The sequence below is a fragment of the Nocardia terpenica genome (assembly GCF_013186535.1).
Classification (GTDB): Bacteria; Actinomycetota; Actinomycetes; order Mycobacteriales; family Mycobacteriaceae; genus Nocardia; species Nocardia terpenica.
Map to the genome: position 1 here is coordinate 1 of NZ_JABMCZ010000005.1, position 23,262 is coordinate 23,262.

22 protein-coding genes and 1 pseudogene are annotated in these 23,262 nt (G+C 70.5%); 10 read left to right on the forward strand and 13 right to left on the reverse strand.

Going from position 1 to position 23,262, the window contains the following annotated elements; genetic code table 11:
* Positions 1–365: SMU1112c/YaeR family gloxylase I-like metalloprotein (gene gloA2 / locus HPY32_RS35890; RefSeq protein WP_216676700.1), on the forward strand; the 365-nt coding region annotated here is incomplete at its 5' end.
* Positions 366–368: 3 nt separating this feature from the next.
* Here gloA2 and HPY32_RS35895 read toward each other — a convergent pair.
* The gene (locus HPY32_RS35895; RefSeq protein WP_156674507.1) at positions 369–992 is read right to left on the reverse strand and encodes a TetR/AcrR family transcriptional regulator; all 624 of its coding nucleotides are present in this window, start codon (positions 990–992) and stop codon (positions 369–371) included.
* A 141-nt stretch (positions 993–1,133) separates the two neighbouring features.
* Between HPY32_RS35895 and HPY32_RS35900 the strand changes: the two genes are divergently transcribed.
* Complete coding sequence (locus tag HPY32_RS35900) at positions 1,134–2,762, forward strand: FAD-dependent oxidoreductase (RefSeq protein WP_067588963.1); 1,629 nt, start codon at positions 1,134–1,136, stop codon at positions 2,760–2,762.
* Between the two features lie 166 nt (positions 2,763–2,928).
* Here the strand turns inward: HPY32_RS35900 and HPY32_RS35905 are convergent, their stop codons facing one another.
* Positions 2,929–3,690 (reverse strand): methyltransferase domain-containing protein, encoded by a 762-nt coding sequence (locus HPY32_RS35905; RefSeq protein WP_067588961.1) that lies wholly within the window; start codon positions 3,688–3,690, stop codon positions 2,929–2,931.
* A gap of 47 nt (positions 3,691–3,737) precedes the next feature.
* On the opposite strand from HPY32_RS35905, the gene HPY32_RS35910 reads away from it, so the two are divergent.
* Entirely contained in the window at positions 3,738–4,229 is a 492-nt protein-coding gene (locus tag HPY32_RS35910; protein WP_082871464.1) for a peptidylprolyl isomerase, read from the forward strand.
* A 61-nt stretch (positions 4,230–4,290) separates the two neighbouring features.
* Here the strand turns inward: HPY32_RS35910 and HPY32_RS35915 are convergent, their stop codons facing one another.
* The 3 genes from HPY32_RS35915 to HPY32_RS35925 all read right to left on the reverse strand — a co-directional run bounded on the left by HPY32_RS35915 (position 4,291) and on the right by HPY32_RS35925 (position 7,919).
* Positions 4,291–4,785 (reverse strand): phosphoribosyltransferase, encoded by a 495-nt coding sequence (locus HPY32_RS35915; protein ID WP_067588957.1) that lies wholly within the window; start codon positions 4,783–4,785, stop codon positions 4,291–4,293.
* 99 nt (positions 4,786–4,884) lie between these two features.
* Positions 4,885–5,595 carry a metal-dependent hydrolase gene (locus HPY32_RS46330; protein ID WP_067588955.1) on the reverse strand — a complete coding sequence of 237 codons (711 nt, stop codon included), beginning with the start codon at positions 5,593–5,595 and terminating at the stop codon, positions 4,885–4,887.
* Positions 5,596–5,669: 74 nt separating this feature from the next.
* Positions 5,670–7,919: a serine/threonine-protein kinase gene (locus HPY32_RS35925; protein ID WP_067588953.1), complete on the reverse strand. Its 2,250-nt coding sequence runs from the start codon at positions 7,917–7,919 to the stop codon at positions 5,670–5,672.
* Positions 7,920–8,119: 200 nt separating this feature from the next.
* Here HPY32_RS35925 and HPY32_RS35930 point away from each other — a divergent pair, with 200 nt between their 5' ends.
* Positions 8,120–8,860, forward strand: a complete 741-nt coding sequence (locus HPY32_RS35930; protein ID WP_067588951.1) for an SCO6745 family protein — start codon at positions 8,120–8,122, stop codon at positions 8,858–8,860.
* 14 nt (positions 8,861–8,874) lie between these two features.
* On the forward strand, positions 8,875–9,732 hold the full coding sequence (locus HPY32_RS35935) for a P1 family peptidase (RefSeq protein ID WP_067588949.1): 858 nt from the start codon (positions 8,875–8,877) through the stop codon (positions 9,730–9,732).
* A gap of 51 nt (positions 9,733–9,783) precedes the next feature.
* On the opposite strand, the gene HPY32_RS35940 is transcribed toward HPY32_RS35935, so the two are convergent.
* Positions 9,784–10,557, reverse strand: coding sequence for an NAD(P)H-dependent oxidoreductase (locus HPY32_RS35940; protein ID WP_231951663.1), 774 nt, complete (start codon positions 10,555–10,557; stop codon positions 9,784–9,786).
* 91 nt (positions 10,558–10,648) lie between these two features.
* On the opposite strand from HPY32_RS35940, the gene HPY32_RS35945 reads away from it, so the two are divergent.
* Together HPY32_RS35945 and HPY32_RS46335 are read left to right on the forward strand one after the other, a co-directional pair.
* A complete protein-coding gene (locus tag HPY32_RS35945; protein ID WP_171983228.1) occupies positions 10,649–10,987 on the forward strand; it encodes a winged helix-turn-helix transcriptional regulator in 339 nt (112 codons plus the stop codon).
* Positions 10,988–11,536: 549 nt separating this feature from the next.
* Positions 11,537–12,706, forward strand: a complete 1,170-nt coding sequence (locus tag HPY32_RS46335; protein ID WP_171983229.1) for an alpha/beta hydrolase family protein — start codon at positions 11,537–11,539, stop codon at positions 12,704–12,706.
* Here the strand turns inward: HPY32_RS46335 and HPY32_RS35955 are convergent.
* Positions 12,690–13,436: a sigma 54 modulation/S30EA ribosomal C-terminal domain-containing protein gene (locus tag HPY32_RS35955; RefSeq protein ID WP_171983230.1), complete on the reverse strand. Its 747-nt coding sequence runs from the start codon at positions 13,434–13,436 to the stop codon at positions 12,690–12,692. The two genes, HPY32_RS46335 and HPY32_RS35955, sit on opposite strands and share 17 nt — an antisense overlap.
* Before the next feature lie 324 nt (positions 13,437–13,760).
* Here HPY32_RS35955 and HPY32_RS35960 point away from each other — a divergent pair, with 324 nt between their 5' ends.
* From HPY32_RS35960 to HPY32_RS35970, 3 genes and pseudogenes are all read left to right on the forward strand, one after another.
* Positions 13,761–14,147 (forward strand): hypothetical protein, encoded by a 387-nt coding sequence (locus tag HPY32_RS35960; RefSeq protein ID WP_067588940.1) that lies wholly within the window; start codon positions 13,761–13,763, stop codon positions 14,145–14,147.
* 89 nt (positions 14,148–14,236) lie between these two features.
* Positions 14,237–14,887, forward strand: coding sequence for a response regulator (locus tag HPY32_RS35965; RefSeq protein ID WP_067588938.1), 651 nt, complete (start codon positions 14,237–14,239; stop codon positions 14,885–14,887).
* 52 nt (positions 14,888–14,939) lie between these two features.
* Positions 14,940–16,626 (forward strand): annotated as a pseudogene (locus HPY32_RS35970) (sensor histidine kinase).
* 101 nt (positions 16,627–16,727) lie between these two features.
* Here the strand turns inward: HPY32_RS35970 and HPY32_RS35975 are convergent.
* The 6 genes from HPY32_RS35975 to HPY32_RS36000 all read right to left on the reverse strand — a co-directional run bounded on the left by HPY32_RS35975 (position 16,728) and on the right by HPY32_RS36000 (position 23,225).
* Positions 16,728–17,630: a TAXI family TRAP transporter solute-binding subunit gene (locus HPY32_RS35975; protein WP_171983231.1), complete on the reverse strand. Its 903-nt coding sequence runs from the start codon at positions 17,628–17,630 to the stop codon at positions 16,728–16,730.
* Positions 17,627–19,036: a sensor histidine kinase gene (locus HPY32_RS35980; RefSeq protein WP_067588935.1), complete on the reverse strand. Its 1,410-nt coding sequence runs from the start codon at positions 19,034–19,036 to the stop codon at positions 17,627–17,629. Before HPY32_RS35980 ends, HPY32_RS35975 begins: the two co-directional genes overlap by 4 nt.
* 3 nt (positions 19,037–19,039) lie before the next feature.
* The gene (locus HPY32_RS35985) at positions 19,040–19,699 is read right to left on the reverse strand and encodes a response regulator transcription factor (protein WP_067588933.1); all 660 of its coding nucleotides are present in this window, start codon (positions 19,697–19,699) and stop codon (positions 19,040–19,042) included.
* Positions 19,700–19,755: 56 nt separating this feature from the next.
* Entirely contained in the window at positions 19,756–21,138 is a 1,383-nt protein-coding gene (locus tag HPY32_RS35990) for an MFS transporter (RefSeq protein WP_067588931.1), read from the reverse strand.
* A gap of 99 nt (positions 21,139–21,237) precedes the next feature.
* Positions 21,238–22,536: an MFS transporter gene (locus HPY32_RS35995; RefSeq protein WP_067595895.1), complete on the reverse strand. Its 1,299-nt coding sequence runs from the start codon at positions 22,534–22,536 to the stop codon at positions 21,238–21,240.
* 275 nt (positions 22,537–22,811) lie between these two features.
* Positions 22,812–23,225, reverse strand: a complete 414-nt coding sequence (locus HPY32_RS36000; RefSeq protein ID WP_067588929.1) for a putative glycolipid-binding domain-containing protein — start codon at positions 23,223–23,225, stop codon at positions 22,812–22,814.
* Between the last annotated feature and the right edge of the window lie 37 nt (positions 23,226–23,262).

Sequence of the window (23,262 nt, forward strand, 5' to 3'; positions counted from 1 at the left end):
ATGCGGCGATCATTGCGTCGGACTACGAGCGGTCGAAGCGGTTCTACACCGAGATCCTGGGGTTGCGGGTGGTGGCGGAGAACTATCGGGCCGAACGGGGCTCGTACAAGCTGGATCTCGCGCTGCCGGACGGGGCGCAGGTGGAGTTGTTCTCGTTCCCGGATCCGCCGGCGCGGCCGTCTCGGCCGGAGGCGTGCGGGCTGCGGCATCTGGCGTTCGTGGTCGAGGATGTGGCGGCGGCGCTGGCCGAGCTGCGGGACAGGGGAGTGCGCACCGAACAGGTGCGGGTGGACGAGTACACCGGCAAGCGGTTCTCGTTCTTCTTCGACCCGGACGATCTGCCGCTCGAGCTGTACGAGGCGTGAGCGCTACTCGAGGCCGAGGTGTCGGGCCACGATGACCATCTGGTCGGCGAAGTGGTGCAGGAAGTCGGGGGAGTGGGAGTCGGCGCCGGTGAGCCCGTCGATGACCTGCGGCAGGGTGGTCGGGGCCATGGCGGCGGCCATGAGCATGACGAGCAGGCACGCCGGGTCGATGTCGGCCGGTAATCGGCCCTCGGCCTGGGCCGTGCGCAGTTCCTCGACGCTCTCGGCGAGCATTCGGGTGCGGGGTGCGTGGTCGGGATCGTCTGTGGGCCTGGTGTATTCGAGGCCGCCCCAGGCGAGCAGTCGCACGCCGTCGGGATTGTGCAGGGCCTCCATCACGTAGCGGCGCATCTGTTCGGGGAACGGTGTTCCGGGTGGGGTCAGGTGGCGTTGCCGTTCCCGCCACTGCTGCGACATGGCTTGGTAGAGGCCCTCTTTGCCGTCGAAGTAGTACGAGATGAGTTGCTGGTTGACCCCGGCGCGGGCCGCGATGGCGCTGATGCGGGCCCCGGCGAAGCCGTGGGCGCCGAATTCGGCGGTGGCGGCGTCGAGGATGAGTCGGCGGGTGCGCTCGGGGTCGCGTTGCCGCTCCTGCGGTCGCGGGGATCGGCGAGGCTTGGACGGCATGCGGGGATCATACATGCAATTGGTACTGTCATCCTTCTGTCGTCCTTAATCAAACAAACGATTGACAGCGTTGTCTCGATGGTTGATTCTGGATCCGCGGCCGTTCGGCGCGAACGGCCCGGAGCCCCTTGGAGAATCGATATGACCGAGAAAGCATCCGATTGCGACGTCCCCGTTCTGATCGTGGGTGGCGGTGTCACCGGCCTGTCGGCCGCGCTGTTTTTGGCCCGGCAGGGTGTGCGGCCGCTGCTCGTCGAGCGGCATCCGTCCACGGCGGTGCAGCCGCAGGCGCGGGCGTTCAACCCGCGCACGATCGAGATCTACCGCGCCCTCGGCCTGGAGGACGAGATCCGCGGCCGCGCTTCGTTTCTGGCGGATCTGCCCGAGATGCTGGGCGCGCGGACGCTGGCCGGGGAAGAGCGTTTCCGGGTGAACGTCCTCGATCAGGTCCGCCCGTCGGCGACCGTGAGCCCCACCGACTGGGTGATGATCGACCAGGACGAGCTGGAGCGGATCGTCGCCGAACATGCCGGGCGGGCGGGCGCGGAGATCCGCTTCGGTGCGGAGCTGATCTCGTTCGCCGAGGAGGCCGACGGTGTCACCGCGCTGATCCGCCCGATCGACGGCGGTGGCGAGTATCGCGTCCGCGCACGGTATCTCATCGCCGCGGACGGTAATCGGGCGGGCATTCGCGAGCGGTTGGGTGTCGGCACGTCGGGGCCGGTTTCGGATGCGTTGCTGAATGTCGTGGGGTTCACCTTCGACGCGGATCTGGGACCGGTCCTGCGCGGCCGCCGGTTTCTGCTGGCCTACTTCGACGAGCCGGTGGTCGGTACCACGCTGGTGCCGATGCGGCAGTCGGGCCGCTGGTCGATGGGCCTGCCGTTGCGGGCCGAGGACGGGGAGACGCTGGCCGATTTCACCGAGGAGCGGTGTGTGGAGATCGTGCGGCGGGCGATCGGCGTGCCGGATCTGGATGTGACGCTGCTGCAGGCGTATCCGTGGTCGCCGGAGAAGGTGGTCGGCACCCGGATCGGTGCGTGGGTGGCCGATCGGTACCGGGTGGGGCGGGTGTTCTTCGCGGGCGACGCGGCGCATGTGGTGCCGCCGTCGGGGTCGTTCGGGGCGAGTACCGGCATTGCGGATGCGCACAACCTGGCGTGGAAACTGGCTGCGGTGCTGGCGGATTCGGCGGGGGAGCCGCTGCTGGACAGCTACGAGGCCGAGCGCCGCCCGGTCGCGCGGGTGACCCTGGACCAGTCGATGCAGCGGCTGGCGGGGCGGCACCGGGGCAGCGGCGACGACGCTGTCACCATCGATGACGTGACGATGATCTTCGGCTACCGGTACGACTCCGCGGCCGTGCTCACCGAGCCGCCCGCCCCCGAAGCGCCTGTCGTGGACCCGAGTTCGGCCGGTGGCCGCCCGGGGCTGCGGGCGCCGCACGTGTGGCTGTCTCGAGCGGGGGAGCGCGTGTCCACCATCGATCTGTTCGACGGCGCGTGGACGCTGCTGGTCGCGCCCGGGGGAGGGGAGTGGGCCGCGGCCGCCGAAAAGGCCGCGGTAGCAGCCGATATCGAGCTGCGCATCCACCGGGTCGGGACCGATCTGAAGGATGTCGACGGACGCTGGAACGAGGCGTACGGCGTCACCGATGCGGGGGCGACGCTGGTCCGCCCGGACGGTTTCGTGGCCTGGCGGGCCGCGGGGAGGACCGCGGAGCCCGAGGACGATCTACGCCGGGTCCTGGCGCGATTGCTCGCAAGGTAGGTGAAAGATGTTGTGAGCCAACTAAAATCGAGAGATGTAGACATGCGTATTTACTAATGTAAATCTGCTCATATTCTACATCAACTAATCACCTCAGAAACCCACCGCGCCTTCCCATCAACTCACCACAGCCCTGATGGGAAGGCAGGCGACCCGGATTCGCCTGTTACAGTGCGGGTTTGCGGGCTTCGATGAGGGTGCGGCTGGCGTGCGCCTGGAACGGTCCTTCGGTCTGGATCTGCTGGTGTAGGTCGTGGAGTCGGTCGCGGTAGGCGTCGACGGTGAAGCCGGGGACCATCCAGATGACCTTGCGCAGGAAGTAGACGACGGCGCCGATGTCGTCGAAGTGCATGCGCAGCCGTTCGGTGCGCAGGTCGACGACCTCGAGTCCGGCGGCTTCGGCGGCGGCGCGTTCGAGTTCGGGTTCTCGGGCGCGGCGGGCGTCGGTTTGGGGGCCGAGGAAGTATTCGACGAGTTCGAAAACGCTGGCGGGCCCGACGTGTTGGGCGAGGTAGCTGCCGCCGGGGGCGAGGACGCGGTGGATCTCGCTCCAGTCGACGGTGGCGGGGTGGCGGCAGGTGACGAGTTGGAAGGCGTTGTCGGCGAAGGGGAGTGGCTGGTCTTCGGGGTGGGCGACGATGACGACGCCGCGCGGGTGCAGCAGGGCGGTGGCCTTGGCGGCGTTGGGGGGCCAGCCTTCGGTGGCGGCCATGGTGGGCGGGAATGTGGTTGCGCCGGCGAGGACTTCGCCGCCGCCGGTTTGCAGGTCGAGGGCGGAGTCGACGGTGGCGAGGCGGGCGCTGAGCAGTTTCTGGTAGCCCCAGGAGGGCCGTTGTTCGCCGGCGCGGCCGTCGAGCCAGGAGAAGTCCCAGCCGTCCACGGAGACGGTGGCGGCTTCGGCGAGGAGGTCGTCGAACGTTCGTGGCATGGACCCCATCCTGCCGGACGGTTCGGGCGGCCCCATACGATGGCCGGATGACCACAGTGTTGCTGAATACCTCTGCCGGGGACATCACCCTGGAGCTCGACGAGTCGAAGGCGCCGAAGACGGTGGCCAACTTCGTCGAATACGTCAAGTCCGGCCACTACGATGGCACCATTTTTCACCGGGTGATCTCCGGTTTCATGATTCAGGGCGGCGGCCTGACCGCGGATATGCAGCAGAAGCCGGCGCCGCAGCGGGTGGAGAACGAGGCGAACAACGGCCTGCGCAACGACAAGTACACGGTGGCGATGGCGCGGACGTCGGATCCGCATTCGGCGAGCGCGCAGTTCTTCATCAACACCAACGGCAATGATTTCCTGAACTACCCGGGCCAGGACGGCTGGGGTTACGCGGTGTTCGGGAAGGTGTCGGCGGGCACCGAGGTCGTGGATGCGATCGAGGGGGTGGCCACCACGTCGAAGGCCGGGCACGGCGATGTGCCGAAGGAGCCGGTGACGATCGTGTCGGCGCAGCTGGTCTGAGCTCGGTGACCTGCGCCCGCGTGGCCCCGCATCCGGCGGGGCGACGCGGGCGGTCGTCGGGTTATGCCTCGGCGACGCGCGGGGCGCGGGTGACGACGGGCGGCTGCACCGACCAGGGGAAGTTGATCCAGCGGTCGGTGTTCTTCCAGACGTATTCGCAGTCGACCTCGGAGCGTGGTTTCTGGTAGATGACCGCGCAGCGGACCTCGGCGACCTTGTCGGCGCAGAAGTCGCGGACGAGTTTGAGGGTGGCGCCGGTGTCGGCGACGTCGTCGGCGACCAGGACGCGCGCGCCCGCGAGGTCGACGGCGGAGGGGACCGGGGGCAGCATGACGGGCAGGTCGAGGCGCTGGTCGACGCCGGTGTAGAACTCGACGTTCATGACGTGCAGGTTCTTCACGTCCAGGGCGTAGCCGAGGGCTCCGGCGACGAACAGGCCGCCGCGGGCGATGGACAGGATCAGGTCCGGTTCGAACCCGTCGTCGGCGACCGTGCGCGCGAGTGCGCGGCTCGCGGTGCCGAATAGTTCCCAGGTGAGCTCTTCCCGCTCCGACATGTGTATGTGCCTCCGTGCGTGGTGAATGCGGAGAACCCTAACGGACGCGGTTGCGGGGTCCCGGCGAGGGCGTCGCGGCTCGCCCTCGCCGGGAAACTGTCAGGGATGGTGGGTGATGGTGTACCACAGCACGGCGAGGGTGCCGAGGGTGAACAGTGGTGAGATGATCCAGGTTTCGAGTTTGTTGCCGGTGCGGTCGATGATCGGGATGCGGGTGCGGATCTGGAAGGGCCAGAACAGGCGGCAGCCGCGGTCGGTGAGGCAGTCGCCGATGAGGTGGGCGAGGGCGCCGAGGCCGACGGAGAACGGTAGCCAGGAGGGTTTGTCGGAGATCCACTGGTCCATGGCGAAGGTGCCGGCGGCGGCGAGCACCATGACGGTGAAGTAGGAGCGGGGTCCTTCGCCGGGCGGGCACAGGTTGAGGGAGCGCACGGCGAGGGCGAGCAGGAAGAAGACGAGGCCGAGGGTGAACCAGCGGCCGAGCCAGTGTTCTCCGGCCCAGGTGCCGTAGGCGACGAGGGCGACGAAGGCCAGCGAGTGGGTGGCGTGGCGGTGCCCGCCGGAGACGCGGGAGATGAGTTTGCAGGCGGCGTGCGAAATCGGGCCGAGCACATGCGAAATGGTGCCGTTGGGGTGGTCGGCGTCGGGCAGCAGTGCGGCGCCGGCGGTGAGGAAGGTGCCCATGAGCAGGTCGACGGTACCGAGGTGGCCGTACTGCAGCGCGGGGAAGGTGAGTACCGAAAGTGGCAGCGCGGCAGCGGCTCCCGCCCACGCCAGCGCCCCACTGGTCGCATGTGAATGTCCTAGCACCGAACAAGCTTAGGCGATCTTGGTCGTACGCCCGTTGCTCTCATCCATTGCCCCGGCACGCTTTTGGCCGGGGCCTACCGGCGGTCGACGAGGCGGTCGAGGGCGGTGAGGTCGGATTCGAGGGCGTAGAAGGTGCGCAGGGCGAGGGCGAAGGCGAAAAGGCCTCCGACGCAGAGGCCTACGAGGGAGCCGATGACGATCTGTTGTTGGTCGGGGCGCAGGAACAGCAGGCCCGCGGGGACGCCGATGAGGGGGACGGAGGCGGCGACGCCGAGGTAGATGCGGGTGCGGTGGATGAGGCGGCGCAGGCGGTGGGCGTCGGCGCGGGTGGTGTGCCCGGCGGCCACCAAACCGGGGTAGTACCAGCGTAATCCGAAGAAGGTGACGGGAAAGTAGGTGTATACCACCGCGACTGCGGCGGCGATGAGGTAGGAGGCGATGAGGTCGGTGGCCAGCGCCACCGAAAGTGCGCCCAGGGAGTGCAGTTTCACGAGGAAGACGGCGAGGGCGGCGATCCAGCCGGCGATGGTGGTGACGGCGATGCGGTCGCCGCAGGCGAGGGTGTCGGCGCGGGCCTTGGCGAGGGTGGCGGGGTCGAAGTGGCGGCCGCGGCGTAGTCCGTCGGGGACGAGGAACATCAGCCGGCACCAATACAGCAGCAGCGCAATGGCGATGGGGTAGGCGACGGCGATGACGAGCAGGCCGAGGTGTTCGAGCTGGGTGGTGGTGGCGGCGCCGAATTCGTGGCGGATGAGGCGCAGGTCGTGGGCGCCGAGGTAGAGCCCGGCGAGGAGTTGGCCGAGCAGGCTGGAGGGGATGACGAATGGCATGGGCCGCATGCGGAGTCGGGCGCGCAGGCTGTGGGTGGGTGGGTCGACGAGGTCGCGGGCGGCGCGGTCCTGGCTGAGTTCGAGTTGGTGGGCGAGGTCGGCGCCGGTGGGGTAGCGGTCGGCGGGGTCGGGCGCCAGGCAGGTGAGCAGGGCGTGGCGCAGGACGGCGGGGGTGTCGGGGGGTAGGTCGTTTTCGGTGTGGGGGTCGACGCCGGCGCGGCGGCGGTCGATCATGGCCTGCAGGGTGGTGTCGGATTCGCCGTCGCCGTGGGTGTCGGTGAAGGGGATTCGGCCGGTGAGCAGTTCCCAGAGGACGACGGCGAGGGCGTAGAGGTCGCTGCGGGTGTCGAGGTCGGCGGCGGTGGCGGCGAGGCCGGGGTGGCAGGCTTCGAGTTGTTCGGGGGCCATGTAGGGCAGGGAGCCGCCGAAGTAGGCGACGGGGTTGGCGCCGGGCAGGTGGCGGCTGAAGCTGATGTTGAAGTCGGCGAGTTTGGGTTGGCCGTCGGCGGTGAGCAGGACGTTGGCGGGTTTGATGTCGCGGTGCAGGACGCCGCGGCGGCTGGCGTAGTCCAGGGCGGTGGCCAGGCGGGCGCCGAGCCAGGCGACGGTTTCGGGCCAGCTGAGGCGTTCGAGTGCGGCGCGGGTGGGGGAGGGTTGGGGTTCGAGGACGCCGCCGGTGGTGGTGGCGGCGTCGACGGCTTCCAGCAGCAGTTTCCCGGAGCGGCGGGCGGGTGGGGTGCGGCGCAGCAGGCGGAGCACGCCGAGCAGGGTGCCGCCCGGAATGTACTGCATGTACATGAGTTTGAGGTGTTGGGCGGTGATCTGGCGTTGGTCGAAGACGCGGACGATGTGGTCGTGGTCGAGTTGGGCGAGGGTTTGGGGTTCGGTGCCGCGGTCGTGGGAGATCTTGACGGCGACGAGGCGGCCGAGGGTGCGTTGGCGGGCGAGGAAGACGCGGGCGAAGGCGCCTTGGCCGAGGGGGAGCAGCAGGTCGAAGTCGTCGACGGTGGCGCCGGGGTTGATGGTGTCGAGGGCGTCGAGGGCGGTGGGGTCGGCGAGCATGGTGGTGCGCAGTTCGGTGTCGGTGTCGAGGTCGAATTGCTGGGTGATGCGCGCCATCTGGGTGGGGTAGTCGTGTTCGTATTCGGTGAGGTCGATGGGGTTGCGGCGGCTGCGGGCGCTGATTTCCTCGTAGACGAGGTCGGGGGGCAGGGGGGTGGCGGCGAGTTCGGGGTAGCGGTCGCGGTAGTCGGCGAGGCGGGGGGCGTCGTCGTCGTGTTGCCAGCGGTGGTGCAGGTCGACCTTGATGAGTTCGATGAGGGCCGAGTGGCGCAGGGTGGGTTCGGTGGGGAGGTGGGCCGCCAGATCCGGTGGTTTGCTAGATAATTGCCATTGTTCGGCGAAGTGGGCGATGAGACTCGTCAACGCGGTCTGCGTTGCGGTCGCGCGGTCGGCACCGGGGTCGGGTGCGGTCGCGCCGAGGTTGTCATCCATCGTCGCTCGCTTCGAACTTGTGATGTTCCCGGGCCCGGCTTTCGAGGATATTCGATTCGTCTGGCAATAATCGACACTCGGCCGAGACCGTTACGTCCGTTCCGGTAGTCGTCGACAATGATTCTGTCACCGTAGCATCTGGCCTTAGTGGACGATAGCGAGATAAGCTCCGGGGACGTTCACACGAGAGGGGCCCACCCGTGTCGATAGCCGCAGCGGTCGCACAGCAAATCCAGAGCGCCGGAGGCGCATTCATGTTCTCCCGGGAGGTCAAGGCGTTCGCCGCCACCACCGGCACCGACGGATTCCTGCCCGGCTACACCCGCGGCCGCGGCGGCGTCCTCGGCGAGGTCGACGCCGACGTCGTCACCGCCGCATTCGGCTTCTTCCCACCCGAAACCGTCCGCGCCGCATGGGAATCGGTCGACATGCCCGCCGCGAAGGCCGCCCACGGCTACCTCACCGCCTGCCAGGACTTCGGCCGCCGCAAACTCGCCGAGTTCCCCGACGCCGACCGGCTCGCCGACCTGCTGCACACCGTCGCCCAGGCCGCCGACGTCGCCGGGGTGCCGCTGTTCGCCGGATGGCGGGCCCTGCCGCTGCCCGACGACGCGCCCGGCCGCGTCCAGCAGCTGCTGCACGTGCTGCGCGAGTTGCGCGGCGGCCTGCACCTGATCGCGGTGCGCGCCCACGAGATCCCGCCGCGCCAGGCCGTACTCATCTCCGGATCGCCCCGCTACACCGGCGCCGAACAGGCCAAGCTGTTCGGCTGGCCCGAGCCCTACACCGACCCCACCCCCGCCCAGCGCGCCCGGTGGGAGGCCGCCGAAGCGATGACCGACACCCTGATCGCCCCCGCCTTCGCCGCCCTGACCGCCGCCGAGGCCGCCGACCTGGTCACCCTGGTCGACGCCGCGACCCGGCACATGTTCACCCGCTGACCGGAGGACCGACGATGGCGACCCTCGCCCTGCCCGATATCCGCATCGGCCACTGGACCGACCCCGCCGGGGAAACCGGCTGCACCGTCGTGCTGCTCCCGGAGGGCACCGTCGCCTCCTGCGAGGTCCGCGGCGGCGCCCCCGCCAGCCGCGAACTCGACGCGCTCGCCCCCGACAAGGCCGTGCAGACCATCGACGCCGTCCTGCTCACCGGCGGGTCCGCGTTCGGGCTCGCCGCCGCCGACGGGGTCATGCGCTATCTGGAACAGCACGACCGCGGCGTGCCCACTCCCGGCGGCAAGGTTCCGATCGTGCCGACGCTGGCCCTGTTCGACCTCGGCGTCGGCGACCCCACCGCCCGGCCCACCGCCGAGGCCGGGTATGCGGCCGCGGCCGCCGCCACCGGTGAGGTGGTTACCGGTGCGGTCGGGGCGGGGACGGGCGCCCGGGTCGGGCACTGGCGCGGGCCGGAGCGCAAACCCGGCGGAATCGCCTATGCCGAACGGCGATCGGGGGAACTCGTGGTCGGGGCGCTGTGCGTGGTGAACGCGTTCGGCGACATCGATGACGGCACCGGCGAGGTGAGTCTCGACGCGGTCGCCGCCCTCCCCGAACCGTTCGACTTCGCCCGCACCCACACCACCATCGGCGTCGTGCTCACCAACGCCCGCCTCGACAAGACCGGCTGCCATATCGTCGCGCAGGGCGCCCACGACGGTCTGTCGCGCGCGCTCACCCCACCGCACACCCGCTTCGACGGTGACGGTTTCATCGCCGCCGCCACCGGCGCCGTCCCCACCCACATCGATACCGTCCGGCTCATGGCCCTGGCCGCCGTCACCACAGCCATCCGCTCGGTCGCCACCGGCTGACCCGTCTCGTTTTCTGCCCTGATCCCTTCGTTTTCCCGAGGAATCGAGGGATCAGGGCAGGCGGTGGATGGCCAGTCCGCCCTGGCCGGGCCGCAGGTGCGGTCGCAGCTCGTGGGTGGTGGTGTAGTCGCCACTGTGCAAGGGGCGGTAGCGGATCGGTGTTTCGCTGCCGAGGGTGTCCAGGCGTTCGGTCAGCGTCCGCAGGTGGTGGCGGTGGGTGGCGGCGTCGACGTGGTTGGCGCTGCTCACCAGGTGCGGGCGCAGGGGGAGCATGCCGGTGTAGTGCGCGGTGCCGTGCAGCAGCGGCCACAGGATGTCCTCGATGTCGCCGCTGATCCCGCGCGGCCCCAGCGCACCGGCACGGTCACCGGCGGTCACGATCGGCAGCAGCCGCCTGCCCGCCAGGCCGCCGTCACCGTATTTGCGGACATGGCCGTCGGCGTCGCGGATACCGAAGGCGAAGCCGTTGGTGAACACGCGATCGAACCAGCCCTTCAGGATCGCGGGCATCCCGTACCACCACAGCGGGAACTGCACGATGACGATCTGCGCGTCCAGAACCAGTTGCTGGTGCTCGAGAACCTCGCGGGGGAGCGTGCGGTCCAGCGTCGCCCGATGCTGGCGATCCGACAGTGTCGCCCCGGCCGCCGCGGCGGTGTCGTCCTCGCTCAGTACCGGATTCCAGCCCTGCGCGTACAGGTCCTGCCCGGCGACCCGGGCGCCGGACCGTCGAAGGTGTTGCAGCCCACCGCGATACAGCGCATGGCTCAGCGAGCCGGGATCGGGGTGAGCGAGCAGCCACAGGATTGATCCGCAGGTAGTCACACGGCTACTTTCGTAACCGACGCCGGATACGGCAAGTACTGACATTGACGGCTCATAGTGACGAAAAGGTAAGCAAGCAGGTAGGAGCGTTATGCGTAAGCAGGTGGAGACCGCGCTGGCCGTGTGCCCGGTCGAGGTCGCCGTCGCGGTCCTGGGCGGGGCGTGGAAACTCACCATCATCAAGCACCTCCTCGGCGGCCGCCGCCGCTTCGGCGAACTGGGCAGGCTCGTGGGCCCGGTCAATCCCCGCGTGCTCACCCGCCAGCTCCGCGAACTCGAAGCCGACGGCCTGCTCACCCGCACCGTCTACCCGGAAGTCCCACCGCGCGTGGAATATTCGCTCACCGACCTGGGGGAGTCGCTCGAACCGGCGGTCGCGTGGTTGAACGAGTGGGGCGCCAGGTATGTGGGGGAGCAGCACAAGGTGTGAGGTGTGTGGGCGGTGGTGATCGGGACGGGCGGCCGCGCCCAACCACCTTACCTGACATAATGTCAATTATCGGCGCAGCAACGGGGTGCCGTGACGGCGGTAATGATCTTGCTGTGCAGTATGTTTCGTTGCTGCGCGCCGCCGCTGCCCGTCCGTTCGGGTCGCGCTGGAATGCTTTTGCTCGGCGTGCGGGGTTGGTGGGCTTCCGGCTGGCTGGTTCGCCTGTTGCGTTCGCGGGTTTGGTGGCCGCTGTTTGTTGCAATGGGTTTGCTGGTGTGAATCTTGCGAAGCTTCAGGCTGTTTGGGTGTTCTGCTTGCTGCGGGGTGTGTGGGTGTGCTCTGGGAGCCGGATGTGGGTGTTCTGGATCGGGAGGGCGCCGGAGGTGCCCCTCCCCTCTCCTCCCCCTCGCCTACCCTCAAAACGTCACTGTGACGATTCCATATAGGGGGGGCGTTGGTGTGGTGAATGTTTTTGTCCGGCAAGGGTTTGTCTGTTAGCGTTCGGCGGCGGCCGGGTGGCCGGGACGGGTGGCCTTGGCAGGGGTGATCGTGATCGGTCGGAGTGCGGCGGTGGCCGCCGTGGTGGTCGCGCTGGTATCCGCTGCGGCGGTGGGGGTGTCGGGGGCGGGGCCGGTGGGGGTGTCGGTGTTGCCGCGGCCGGGGGGTGGGTTCGCGGTCGGGGAGACCGAGTGGCATCTGGTGGATGGGGGGCGGGCGGATCCGTTCTATCCGGATCGGCGGCGGGAGGTGATGGTGTCGGTGTTCTATCCGGCCGCCGATGCCGCGGGATCTGCGCGGGCGGAGTATCTGTCGCCGCGGCTGCTGCCGGAATTGCGGGCGCGGTTCGGGATTCCGGTGCCGGAGTTGCTGACCAATTCCGTGGTCGACGCGCCCGCTGCGGCGGGGCGGGGGTATCCGGTGGTGCTGTACTCCCCCGGCGGCGGCATGCCGCGGGTGCTGGGGACCGGGCTGGCCGAGGAGTTGGCCAGTCACGGGTATGTGGTGGTGACCGTGGACGACACCTACGAGGCGATGCCGGGTGTCGAGTTCCCCGGCGGCCGGTTCGTGCGGCCCGCGCCGGTCGCGGACGGTGCGCAGGCGGCCATGGCGCAGAAGTATGTGGACGTGCGGGTCGATGATCTGCGGTTCGTGCTGGATGCGCTGGCCCGGGTGGCCGCCGGTGGCGATCCCGATGCCGAGGGCCGGTCGGTGCCGCGGGGGCTGGGTGCGGCGCTGGATTTGGCGCGGGTGGGGGTGGTGGGGCATTCGTGTGGCGGGTATGCGGCGGTGGAGGCGTTGCGCGAGGATCGGCGGGTCGCCGCGGCGGTCGATCTGGACGGGCAGTTGGGGGTGGGTGCGGATATCGGGCGGGCGGCCGCGGACGGGGTGGATCGGCCGGTGCTGGTGATGACCAGTGCGCAGGCCGACCGGGTCGGGGACGCCGATGTGTCGCTGGATGCGTTCTGGCGGCACGGCACCGGCTGGAAACGGCAACTGGGCATGCGTGATTCGGCGCATTACGACTACACCGACGTGCCGCTGCTGGTGCCCGATCCGGCGCGCCCGGCGGCGGCGCTGCTGATCGGTCCGATCGCCGCGGCCCGGTCGACCGCGCTGGTGCGCACCTATGTGCTGGCCATGTTCGAGGCGTTCCTGCGGGGTCGCGCGCAGCCGGTGCTGGATCGGCCCGTGGACGCGGAGATCATCCGGCAGCGGTGACCAAGCCCAGATCGCCGTCGTAGCGGCGATACAGCAGGCGGGCGCGGGTGTCGGCGGGGCCGGTGTAGAACAGCAGCGGTAGCCCGTAGCGGCACAGCCTGCGTGCGGCTTCGGTGTCGGTGAATATCGGGGTCGGGTGCGGGTTCATCGTCATCGCGACCGCGGTCTGGTGGGGTGGGTGTAGCAGGTGGGCGCGGGCGAGGCGCACCCTGTGCGGGCCTGCCCGGTAGACGAGGGCGTCGTCGCCGGTGTCGGTGTCGGTGAACAGCAGGGCGTCGTAGTCGAGGGCGTCCATGCGGTAGGCGGCCAGGCCGGGGCTGCCGGTGAGCAGCCGGTAGCGCTTGTGGCGGGTGATCGGGCGGGTGGGGCCGGTGTGGGCGAGGGGTGGGCGGGCCGCGTCGGGCCAGGGCCGCAGCGCGGGCCCGGACTGCCGGGTCAGGTGGGTGTCGAGGCGGCGGGCGGCGACTCGGGCGGCGAAGTCGGCGGGGGCGGCGATCTGGGTGCGGATCGCGTAGCCGGGTCCGAGGACGGCCTGCACCAGCAGCGGGCGGTCGGGTCCGGGCAGGGCGGTGACGCGCACCCGGGTGTCGACACCGTCGAGGTGGTGGCGGTGCAGGACGCCGGTGAGGGCGTGGTCGATGCGGGTGGCGTCCCGGTCGGTGACCGGGCCGGTGAGGTGGAGGTGGGTGGGCTGCTCCCCCGGCGTCGTCGACCGTCGCGGCGCGCTCATCGGTGTCGGGTCCCTTTCCGTCGGTGCGGGTGTTATCGCTCATCCGATCATCGGGTTCGGGGCGGCGGCCAGGGCCGAAGGTCCCGTTCATGATCGTGGTGCGCGGTTTTCGGTCTCGAAACGGCCGATTTTCCCGGATGTCCCCGCATGTCCCGGTTTCAGCGGTGACACTGGCGGTATTCGAACGCAAAGAGGGCGGCCGGCGCGGCGGGGACGGTGTGCGGTGCGGCCGATTCCGTGCGGTGTGCGGCGGCGGCCCCGGATTCCGTTCTCGGGCAGGGCTTCTCACGGTAAGCTCGGGCTCTAGGTGGAGGAGACGTGCGGATGAGCCTGGACATCGTTCTGCTCGTCGGATGCGCGAGCGTCGCATTGGCGCTGTGGTGGCTGGTGGTGTGGCTGGTCACCAGACGCGGCGCCGGGACGGTCGCGGGCCGCCCCGCGCGGCTGGCGCTGCGGTGGCCGCGGCGGCGCGGGCGCGGGTCCGGGCGGCATCGGGCCGCGCCCGTCGCACCCGATCCCGTACCGCCGGTGTCGGAGGTGCATTTGACGCTCGGCTGGGCCGATCCCGCGCAGGTGTGGCCCGCGCTCAACGCGGAGAACGCGTTGCTGGCGGCGCGGATGTCCGGGCAGATCACGCCTGTCGAATACCGGGCCCGTCTGGCCGATCTGGCGCGGCGGTGTGAACCGCATTCGGCGGCCGACAGCGAATGAGGGGCCCGGTGAGGGACTTTCGGCCCGTGCCGGGGCCGGGTGGGCCGGGCTAGGGTGGGGCCGTTGTGGTGGCGGAAGGAGGAGCAGCGGTGATCACCGTGTTTCTGGTCGATGATCATGAGATCGTGCGGCGCGGGCTCGTCGATCTGCTCGACGGCGATCCGGAGTTGACGGTGATCGGGGAGGCCGGGGATGTGTCGCAGGCGCTGGCGCGGATTCCGGCGCTGCGGCCGGATGTGGCGGTGCTGGATGTGCGGTTGCCCGACGGTAACGGTATCGAGTTGTGCCGGGAGTTGCTGTCGCGGGTGGACGGGTTGCGGTGTCTGATCCTGACCTCGTTCACCGACGAGCAGGCCATGCTGGACGCGATCCTGGCCGGGGCGGGCGGGTATGTGGTCAAAGACATCAAGGGCATGGAGATGGAGTTGGCGGCGGCGATCAAGGCGGTCGGGTCCGGGCGGTCGCTGCTGGACAACCGGGCCGCGGCCGCGCTGATGGACCGGTTGCGGCGCAGCGCTCAACCCGACGGCCCCTTGGCGGCGCTCACCGATCAGGAGCGGGTGCTGCTGGATCTGCTCGGGGAGGGGCTCACCAACCGGCAGATCGCGCAGCGGATGTATCTGGCGGAGAAGACGGTGAAGAACTATGTGTCGCGGCTGCTGAGCAAACTCGGGATGGAGCGACGTACCCAGGCCGCGGTGTATGCGTCGAAACTGCGTGCCGGGCAACGACATCGCTGACCCGCGGTGGCCGGATGCGGGGCGGTGGTGGCGGGCTGCCAGGATTGCCGGGGTGAGCGAGGATTCGGGATCGGGCGGCTACTCGGTGCGTGACACGCTGTCGCAGTTGCGGTTGCGGGAGCTGCTGGGGGAGGTGAAGGACCGGGTCGAGCAGATCATCGACGCCCGCGACCGGATGGACGGTTTGGTGGAGGCGATGCTGGCCGTCACGGCGGGCCTGGATCTGGCCGAAACGCTCACCACCATCGTGCACACCGCCACCAGCCTCGTCGACGCCCGCTACGGGGCGTTGGGGGTGCGCGGGCACGACCGGCAGCTCAGCCAGTTCATCTACGAGGGTATCGATGAGGCGACGCGGCGGCGGATCGGGGATCTGCCCGCCGGGCACGGGGTGCTGGGGGCGTTGTTCACCGAGCCGACCGCGATCCGGTTGCCGAATCTGGCCGATCATCCGGCGTCGGTGGGGTTTCCGGCGAATCATCCGCCGATGCGGACCTTCCTCGGGGTGCCGGTGCGTATCCGTGACGAGATCTACGGGAACCTGTATCTCACCGAGAAATCCGGGGGTCAGCTGTTCACCGCGGACGACGAGTTGATCGTGCAGGCGCTGGCCGCGGCCGCGGGCGTCGCGATCGATAACGCGCGATTGTATGCGTCGGCGCGGACCCGGCAGGACTGGATCGCCGCCACCCGCGATCTCACCACCGAATTCCTCGCCGGCACCGATTCCGGGCAGGTGCTGGCGCATCTGGTCGATCACGCGCGCCGGCTCACCGGATCCGCGCAGGTGCTGCTGGCCGTCACCGACCCCGACGACGCGGACACCGACGCGCTGACCGTCACCCGTGTCGCCGGGGGTGTGGCGCCGTGTGAGCGGGTGCGATTGGATGCGGGCACGGTCGCCGCCGCGTTCACCGGCCGCACCCCGTTGCGGGTCGACGACGCCGCCCGCACCGATCTGGCCGCCCTGTTCCCTGCCGTTGCACACTCCCGACGCGGCGAGCGGGGTGTTGATCACGGTGCGCGCCGCGGACGCGGCCCCCTATGACGAGCAGACGCTGGAGTTGGCGGTGTCGTTCACCGATCAGGCGGCGCTGGCGTTGCAGCTGGCCGACACCCAGCGGCGGATGCGGGAACTGGATGTGCTCACCGACCGCGACCGCATCGCCCGCGATCTGCACGACCATGTGATTCAACGGTTGTTCGCGATCGGGCTCGGGTTGCAGGGGACGGTGGCGCGCACGGAGGTCCCCGAGGTGCGGGTGCGGTTGACCGACGCGATCAGCGACTTGCAGGACGTCGTGCACGAGATCCGCACCTCCATCTTCGACCTGCACGGCGGCGCCGCGGGCACCCGGCTGCGTCAACGCCTGGACCAGGCGCTGCGCCAGCAGGTGGCGCCGACGGGGATGCGGGCGTCGCTGCATGTCACCGGGCCGCTGTCGGTGGTCGACGCCGATCTGGCCGATCACGCCGAGGCGGTGGTCCGCGAAGCGGTCAGCAACGCGGTGCGCCACGCGGGCGCGGACACCCTCACCGTGGAGGTCACCGTCGACGACGACCTCACCGTCACCATCACCGACGACGGCCGCGGCCTGCCCGGCACTCTCACCCCCAGCGGGCTGGCCAACCTCGCCGCCCGCGCCCACACCGCGGGCGGCACGTTCACCACCGGCGCGGGCGGAGGGGACCCGGCCCGGCCCGGCACCCGGGTGCGATGGTCGGTGCCCCTGCGCTGACCACCAGGCGCATCGTGCCTGGTGCGCGAGCCCGAGATTCGGACGGCCGCCGGGACGGTGCGGCGGCGAATCCCGGTGTGCGGCGGGGGGATTCGGGTGGGTCAGCCGTGGTGGTGGCGGTAGACGCGGGCGGCGGCGGGGTGCAGGGACAGGCCGTCGGTGCCGATGAGGGCGCGTTGGTCGAGGAATTGGGTGCCGGCGGCTTCGGTGGGGATGAGCTGGTCGGCGCGGGTGAGCAGCAGTTCGGTGAGGGCGGCGGCGGTGGGGTCGGGCAGGGCGGCGGTGGTGACCAGCAGGTTGGCGACGCCGATGGTGTGCACGGCGGGGGCGGCGGGGTAGACGTCGGCGGGGATCAGGACGCGGTCGTAGAGGTAGCCGAAGCGGGCGCGCATGGGGGCGGCGAGCTCACCCAGGTCGATCAGCCGCAGCAGCCGCGGGATGTCGAGGGCGGCGGTGGGGACGCCACCGGCCCACAGCAGGGCATCGACGGTGCCGTCGGCGATCGCGGCGACCGCGTCCGGCAGCGGCAGGTGCACGACGGTGACATCGGTGGCCGGGTCCAGGTCGGCGGCGCGCAGCAGGCGGTCGCCGGTGAGGGCGGCGCCGGAGCCGGCCGCGCCCAGGCTGATGCGTGCGCCCCGCAGATCGGTGAGGCGGGTGATCGGGCCCGCGTGGCGGACCGCCAGCTGTAGATAGTTCTCATACACCCGGCCCAGTGCCAGCAGCCGGTCGCTGTGCCCGTCCACCGAGTCGGCCAGCGTCAGCGCCGCGTCGACGGCGCCGGTGTCGAGCATCGCCAGGTTCGTCGAGGATCCGGCGGTGGCGACCGGTTCGATCGCCACCGTGCCCGCCTCGGCCGCCGCCCGCGCCAGCAGGGCCGTGAACGCGTGGTAGAAGCCGCCCACCTCGCCGTCGGCCAGCCGCACCCGCGGCGGCCGCGTCCGCCCGCACCCGGCCAGCAGCACGCCGGTGGCCGCGGCGGTCAGCAGGGCGCGCCGGTTCACGACAGCTCCCCCGCGGGCAGGGTGACGGTCACCGACACGCCGTGCGGGACAGCGGCTTTCACCGTGAGCGTGCCGTGGCGGGCCGCGGCCAGGGCGGCCGCGATCGGCAACCCCAGCCCCGACCCGGCCGCCGCCGCCGAGGATCCGCGGAAGAAGCGGGTCGTCAGCCGCGTCAGCTCCCCCGCCGGGACCCCGACCCCGTCGTCGGTCACCGACACCGTCACCGCGCCCGCCCCGGCCGCCGCCGCGGTCAGGCGGGTGTGGGCGCCCGGGCCCGCGTAGCGGCAGGCGTTGCTCAACGCCACATCCAGGATCTGCGCCAGCACCCCCGCCGGGACCGCCACCTCCAGCCGGTCGGCCCCCAGCGGGGCGCTCAATCGCATCCCGGCCTGCTCGAACGCGGTGTGCCAGGCGTCGACGCGGTCCCCGATCACCTGCACCGCGTCACAGTGCGCCGCCGCCTCCCCGGTGTCGGGCTCGCTGCCCGCCTCGGCGACCGCGAGGGTCAGCAGCCCGTCGAGCAGACCGGTCAGCCGCGCCACCTCCGCCGTCGCGCCCCGAAACGTCGACGCCGCGGCCGCCGGGATCGCCGGTTCCAGCGAATCCAGGCGGATCGTCAACGCCGCCAGCGGGTTACGCATGGCGTGTGCGGTGTCGGCGACCAGCTGTCGTTGCGCGTCGGTGGCGTCGACGACCGCCAAGGCCATCGCGTCGAACGCGGCGGCCACCGCCCGGATCTCCGGTGGCCCGCCGTGGCGGCGCATGATCGTCGCCTCCCCCGCCGCCCGTGGTGGTGGCAGGGTGGCCGCCAGCTCCGCCACCGCCGCCGACAGCTGCGCCAGCGGGCGCAGCACCCACCGGCTCACCGCCAGCGCTCCCGCCCCGCACAGTGCCAGCGCCGCCGCCGCGCCCGCCGCCACCAGCGACCAGGTGCGTGCGATATCCGCGCGCGCGGCCGCGGTGGCGGCCTCGATCACCACCGCCCCGTTCACCTGCACCCCCGTCCCCATCGGGCGCGCGATCAGCACCCGCGCCGGACCCCACGGCGCCAGCTGCGCCACCGGCGCCGCCCGCTGGTTGCGCCGCGCCGCCGACAACGCCGCCACCACCGGCGGGCTCGCCGGATCCATCCCCGAATTCGCGATCGTCGCCCCTCGCGCGTCCACGATGAACACCTCGTCCCCGTAGAGCTGGTGGTAGCGGCCCGCCTCCATCTCCAGTGCCCGCGTATCCCCCGACGACGCCGCCGCGTCCGCCAGGGCGGCGAACCAGTCCGCGTCGCCGGTGCGGCCCAACACCAGCTGCTGGGTGCGGCTGGTCGCGGTCGTCGCGCACAGCGGCAGCGCGAACGCCAGCACCGCCGCGGTCGCGAACACCGACAGCACCCACAACAGCCGCGCCCGCATCCCTCACTGGCCCCAGCGATACCCGAAGCCGCGGATCGTGGTGATCAATCCCGGCCGGTTCAGCTTCTGCCGCAGCCCGGTCATATGTACATCCAGGCTGCGTGACACCGCCACGAACGCGTCCCCCCAGATCCGGTCCATCAACTGCTGGCGGCTCACCGCCGCCCCCGGCCGCTCCACCAGCGCGGCGACCAGGTCGAATTCCTTGGCCGTCACCGCGATCGGCGTCCCGCCCACCTGCACGCGGCGCGCCACCAGATCCACGCGCACATCCCCGGTCACCACCACCCGCGGCGGCGAACCCGCCGCCGTGGTCGCGCGGCGGGTCACGGTCTCGAGGCGGGCCACCAGTTCCGCGATCCGTGGCGGTTTGATCACGTAATCGTCGGCGCCGCCGCGTAATCCGCGCACGATGGAGCGTTCGTCGCTGCGCGCGGTCAAGATCAGCACCGGGACCGTGCTCACCTCCCGCAGCGACCGCAGCACCTGCAGGCCGTCGGCGTCGGGCAACCCCAGATCCAGGATCACCGCGTCGTAGCCGCGGTGCGCGGTGAGCAGATCCGCGCCCCGGCGCATCCGCCGCGCGCGATGCCCGCGCACCGTCAGCGCCTCCACCAGAGCCTCGCCCACCCCGTCGTCGTCCTCCACCACAGCCAGCCGCACCGCTGCATTCTCCCGTCCCCCGCACCGGCCCGCCGAGCCGGGGCCGCGGGGTCGGGTCAGTGGCGTGCGGGCGTGGGCGCGGGCTGCGTGGTGGTGTCCTCGCCCTCGATCGGGGAGCCCTGCGAGGTTTCGCGCATGAACCAGTAGGTGGCCAGCGACACCGCGATCGTGCCCGACACGTACCAGAAGAACAGCGACTCGTGGCCGCTCTTCTTCAACGCCAGCGCGATCGTTTCCGCGGTGCCCCCGAAAATCGCGGTGGTCAGCGCGTACGGCAGCCCGACACCGAGGGCGCGGACCCGGGTGGGGAACAGTTCGGCCTTCACGATCGCGTTGATGGAGGTGTAGCCGGTGATGATGACCAACGCGGTCAGCATCAACGCGAACGCGGCGAGCGGGTTGGTGGTGTGACCGAGCACCGTCATGATCGGCACCGTGGCCACGGTGCCCGCGATGCCGAACAACAGCAGCGGCGCGCGCCGCCCGATCCGATCCGACAGCGCCCCGGCCAGCGGTTGGGCCACCACGAACACCAGCAGTGCGGCCCCGTTGATCCACGCCACCGTCGACTTGTCGATCCCCGAGGTGTTGATCATGTACTTCTGCATGTAGGTGGTGTAGGTGTAGAACGCCACCGTCCCGCCCAGGGTCAGGCCCACCACCAGGGCGCATTCGCGCGGATACTGCGCCAGCAGCCGCAGCGAGCCGCGGTCGCGCAGCAGTGCCACCGCGGCGTCGTCGACCGGGCGGATGCTGCCGAGTACCTGCGGGGTCTGCCTCGTCTCGGTGCGGAAGGCCGCGGATTCGTCCATGCCGCGGCGCAGCCACATCACCCCTAGCGCGCCCGCCGCGCCGACCAGGAACGGGATCCGCCACCCCCACGCCTCCAACTGCGCGGTACTCAAAACCTGCTGCAACACGATCTGTACCCCGAGCGCCACCAACTGGCCGCCGACCAGGGTCACATACTGGAAACTCGAGTAGTAGCCGCGCCGCCCCGGCGAGGCCACCTCCGACAGATAGGTGGCGCTGGTCGCGTACTCCCCGCCCACCGACAGGCCCTGCAGCAGCCGCGCCACCAGCAGCAGCGCGGGCGCGGCCACGCCGATGGTGCCGTAGCCGGGGGTGGCCGCGATCAGCAGCGACCCGCCCGCCATCACCGTCACCGACAGCGTCAGCGCCGCGCGGCGGCCGAACCGGTCGGCGTAGCGGCCCAATAGCCATCCGCCGATCGGGCGCATCACGAACCCCACCGCGAACACCGCCGCCGTCGACAACAGCTGCGCGGTCGAATCCCCTGCGGGGAAGAACGTTTTCGCGAAATACACACTGAACGCCGCGTAGACGTACCAGTCGTACCATTCGACCAGGTTCCCGATCGAACCGCGCACCACGTTGGCGACGACGCGGCGTTCACCCACCCGCTGTGTCGTGGTCACAGAAATCTCCTCTTCCCTGAAGGTCAGAAGATCACTGTGTCGGCCCTCACACGATCGCGGCCAGTGCCCGCCCGGATTTCTAACAGTCGCTTAAGACGATCACGCCACCGCGGGCGGGGTGGTCGGCTCGGGGGGCGCCGCCGCCGGGATCACCGGATTCTCGCCGGTGACGGGCACATCGGTGCCGCGCAGCGACGCCCCCGCGGTCTCCCGCAGAAACAGCCACGCCACCAACCCGATCAGGCACGCCCCGACGGTGTAGAAGGCGGGGAACAAGATCCAGTCGGTGCGGTCGATGACCCACTGGTTGATCAGCGGGGCGGTGCCGCCGAACGCGGCGGTGGACACGTTGTAGCCCAGTGCGAATCCGGCGTAGCGGACCTGGGTGGGGAAGATCGCGGGGAACGTCGCCGAAATCGTCGACAGCTGCGGCACATACAGCAACCCCAGCACCACGAACCCGGCCACCGCCCACACCATGCCGCGGCCCATCAGCCAATACAGCGGCACCGCCAGCACCGCCAGCCCGATCAGCGACACCAGCCACATCGGGCGCCGCCCCACCCGATCCGACAGCGCCCCGGAGAACGGCAGCACACACATCATCGACAGCTCACCGATCAGCACCATCGCCGTGGTCGCCGAATCGCTCATGCCGATCGTCTTGTTCAGATAGGTCGGCATGTACGCCAGCAGCGTGTAGTTGACCACGTTCAACGCGAGCACCAGCCCGGCCAGGGTCAAGATCTCGCGGCGGTAGTCGCGCAGCAGGACCCGCAGCCCGCCCTGGGGCCGGTCGTCGGCCTCGGCGACCTCGGTGAACACCGGCGACTCCGCCAGCCGCGCCCGCAGATACCAGCCGACCAGACCCAGCGGCACCGCCAGCAGGAACGGCACCCGCCACCCCCAGGCGTGCATTGCGTGCGCGGGCAGCGCGACCTGGCAGATCAGCACCACCGCCGACCCGCCCGCGAACCCGGACAGGGTGCCGAATTCCAGGAAACTGCCGAGGAACCCGCGGCGGCGCTCCCCGCAGGATTCCGCGATATAGGTGGCCGCGCCGCCGTATTCGCCGCCGGTGGAGAAGCCCTGCACCACCCGCAGCGTGATCAGCAGCACCGGCGCCAGCACCCCCACACTCGTATGCGTGGGCAAGATCCCGATCGCGCCGGTCGCCAACGCCATCAACAGGATCGTCGTGGCCAGTACCGCCTTGCGGCCCACCCGGTCACCCAGTGGCCCCCACACCATGCCGCCCAGCGGGCGCAGCACGAACGAGATCGCGAATCCCAGCAGCGTGCCCAGCGTGCCCAGACTGCCCGGGAAGAACGCGTCGGTCAGATACGACGCCGTCGTCGCGTATACGCCGTAGTCGAACCATTCGGTGGCATTGCCCATCGCCGCGGCCGCCACCGCCCGCCGCTCCGATATCGGCTGGCCCTCATCGCTGCTCAACGCAGGATCCTCCTCCCGTGCCGGCACACACGAACCGCTCGGTCCCCGGCACACTCCGGCACAGGAGTGGCGGGTACCCGGCCTGCGCAACGGGCAAACACGGCACCCCCGTCCCCGTCCCGCCGCCCGCCCCGGGGACGTGCGACGATAGCCGTCACTGTGATCCCGGCCACACTACCACGGTTGGGCGGGGGACCGTTCCAGCCGGAAACGACAGGTCACGGGCGTAAACGCCGCAGATATCCGTGATAGTCGACGACGAGACCGTCGGCGTCGAAGTCGATGTCGCCGACATAGTCGCCGGCGCGGTACTCGACGGTGCGGCCGCCGCGCGGGGTGTAGCGCTGCCGCAGCAGGGTCGCGGTCAGCGACGGGACCGCGACGAACCGCATCGTGTAGTCGCGGGCGATGGCGCCGTCGGTGAGCAGGCCGTCGCGCCATACCGGCAGGGAGTTGAAGTACGCGGAATGCTCGAGGTCGAAGAAATCCGCGCCGTCGAGGTGGTGGCGGATCGGGCCCGTCCCCGCGTCCACCGTCAGCGTCGCGCCGTCGAGGTGCCAGCGCAGCTCGTACACCAGCCCCACCTGTGTGCCGCGCGCCCGCTGTGGCGAGTGCACGTGCACGATCTCCATGCGCGGGGCGTCCACACCCTCGAAAACCAGCGTCCGT

What these genes read in the sequence shown, in the direction of transcription:
- HPY32_RS35895 (WP_156674507.1), bottom strand. Translation starts at nt 992, where the DNA reads ATGCCGTCCAAGCCTCGCCGATCCCCGCGACCGCAGGAGCGGCAACGC.
- HPY32_RS35900 (WP_067588963.1), top strand. Translation starts at nt 1,134, where the DNA reads ATGACCGAGAAAGCATCCGATTGCGACGTCCCCGTTCTGATCGTGGGT.
- HPY32_RS35905 (WP_067588961.1), bottom strand. Translation starts at nt 3,690, where the DNA reads ATGCCACGAACGTTCGACGACCTCCTCGCCGAAGCCGCCACCGTCTCC.
- HPY32_RS35910 (WP_082871464.1), top strand. Translation starts at nt 3,738, where the DNA reads ATGACCACAGTGTTGCTGAATACCTCTGCCGGGGACATCACCCTGGAG.
- HPY32_RS35915 (WP_067588957.1), bottom strand. Translation starts at nt 4,785, where the DNA reads ATGTCGGAGCGGGAAGAGCTCACCTGGGAACTATTCGGCACCGCGAGC.
- HPY32_RS35925 (WP_067588953.1), bottom strand. Translation starts at nt 7,919, where the DNA reads ATGGATGACAACCTCGGCGCGACCGCACCCGACCCCGGTGCCGACCGC.
- HPY32_RS35935 (WP_067588949.1), top strand. Translation starts at nt 8,875, where the DNA reads ATGGCGACCCTCGCCCTGCCCGATATCCGCATCGGCCACTGGACCGAC.
- HPY32_RS35945 (WP_171983228.1), top strand. Translation starts at nt 10,649, where the DNA reads ATGCGTAAGCAGGTGGAGACCGCGCTGGCCGTGTGCCCGGTCGAGGTC.
- HPY32_RS35955 (WP_171983230.1), bottom strand. Translation starts at nt 13,436, where the DNA reads ATGAGCGCGCCGCGACGGTCGACGACGCCGGGGGAGCAGCCCACCCAC.
- HPY32_RS35960 (WP_067588940.1), top strand. Translation starts at nt 13,761, where the DNA reads ATGAGCCTGGACATCGTTCTGCTCGTCGGATGCGCGAGCGTCGCATTG.
- HPY32_RS35980 (WP_067588935.1), bottom strand. Translation starts at nt 19,036, where the DNA reads ATGCGGGCGCGGCTGTTGTGGGTGCTGTCGGTGTTCGCGACCGCGGCG.
- HPY32_RS35995 (WP_067595895.1), bottom strand. Translation starts at nt 22,536, where the DNA reads ATGGGCAATGCCACCGAATGGTTCGACTACGGCGTATACGCGACGACG.
- HPY32_RS36000 (WP_067588929.1), bottom strand. Translation starts at nt 23,225, where the DNA reads ATGGAGATCGTGCACGTGCACTCGCCACAGCGGGCGCGCGGCACACAG.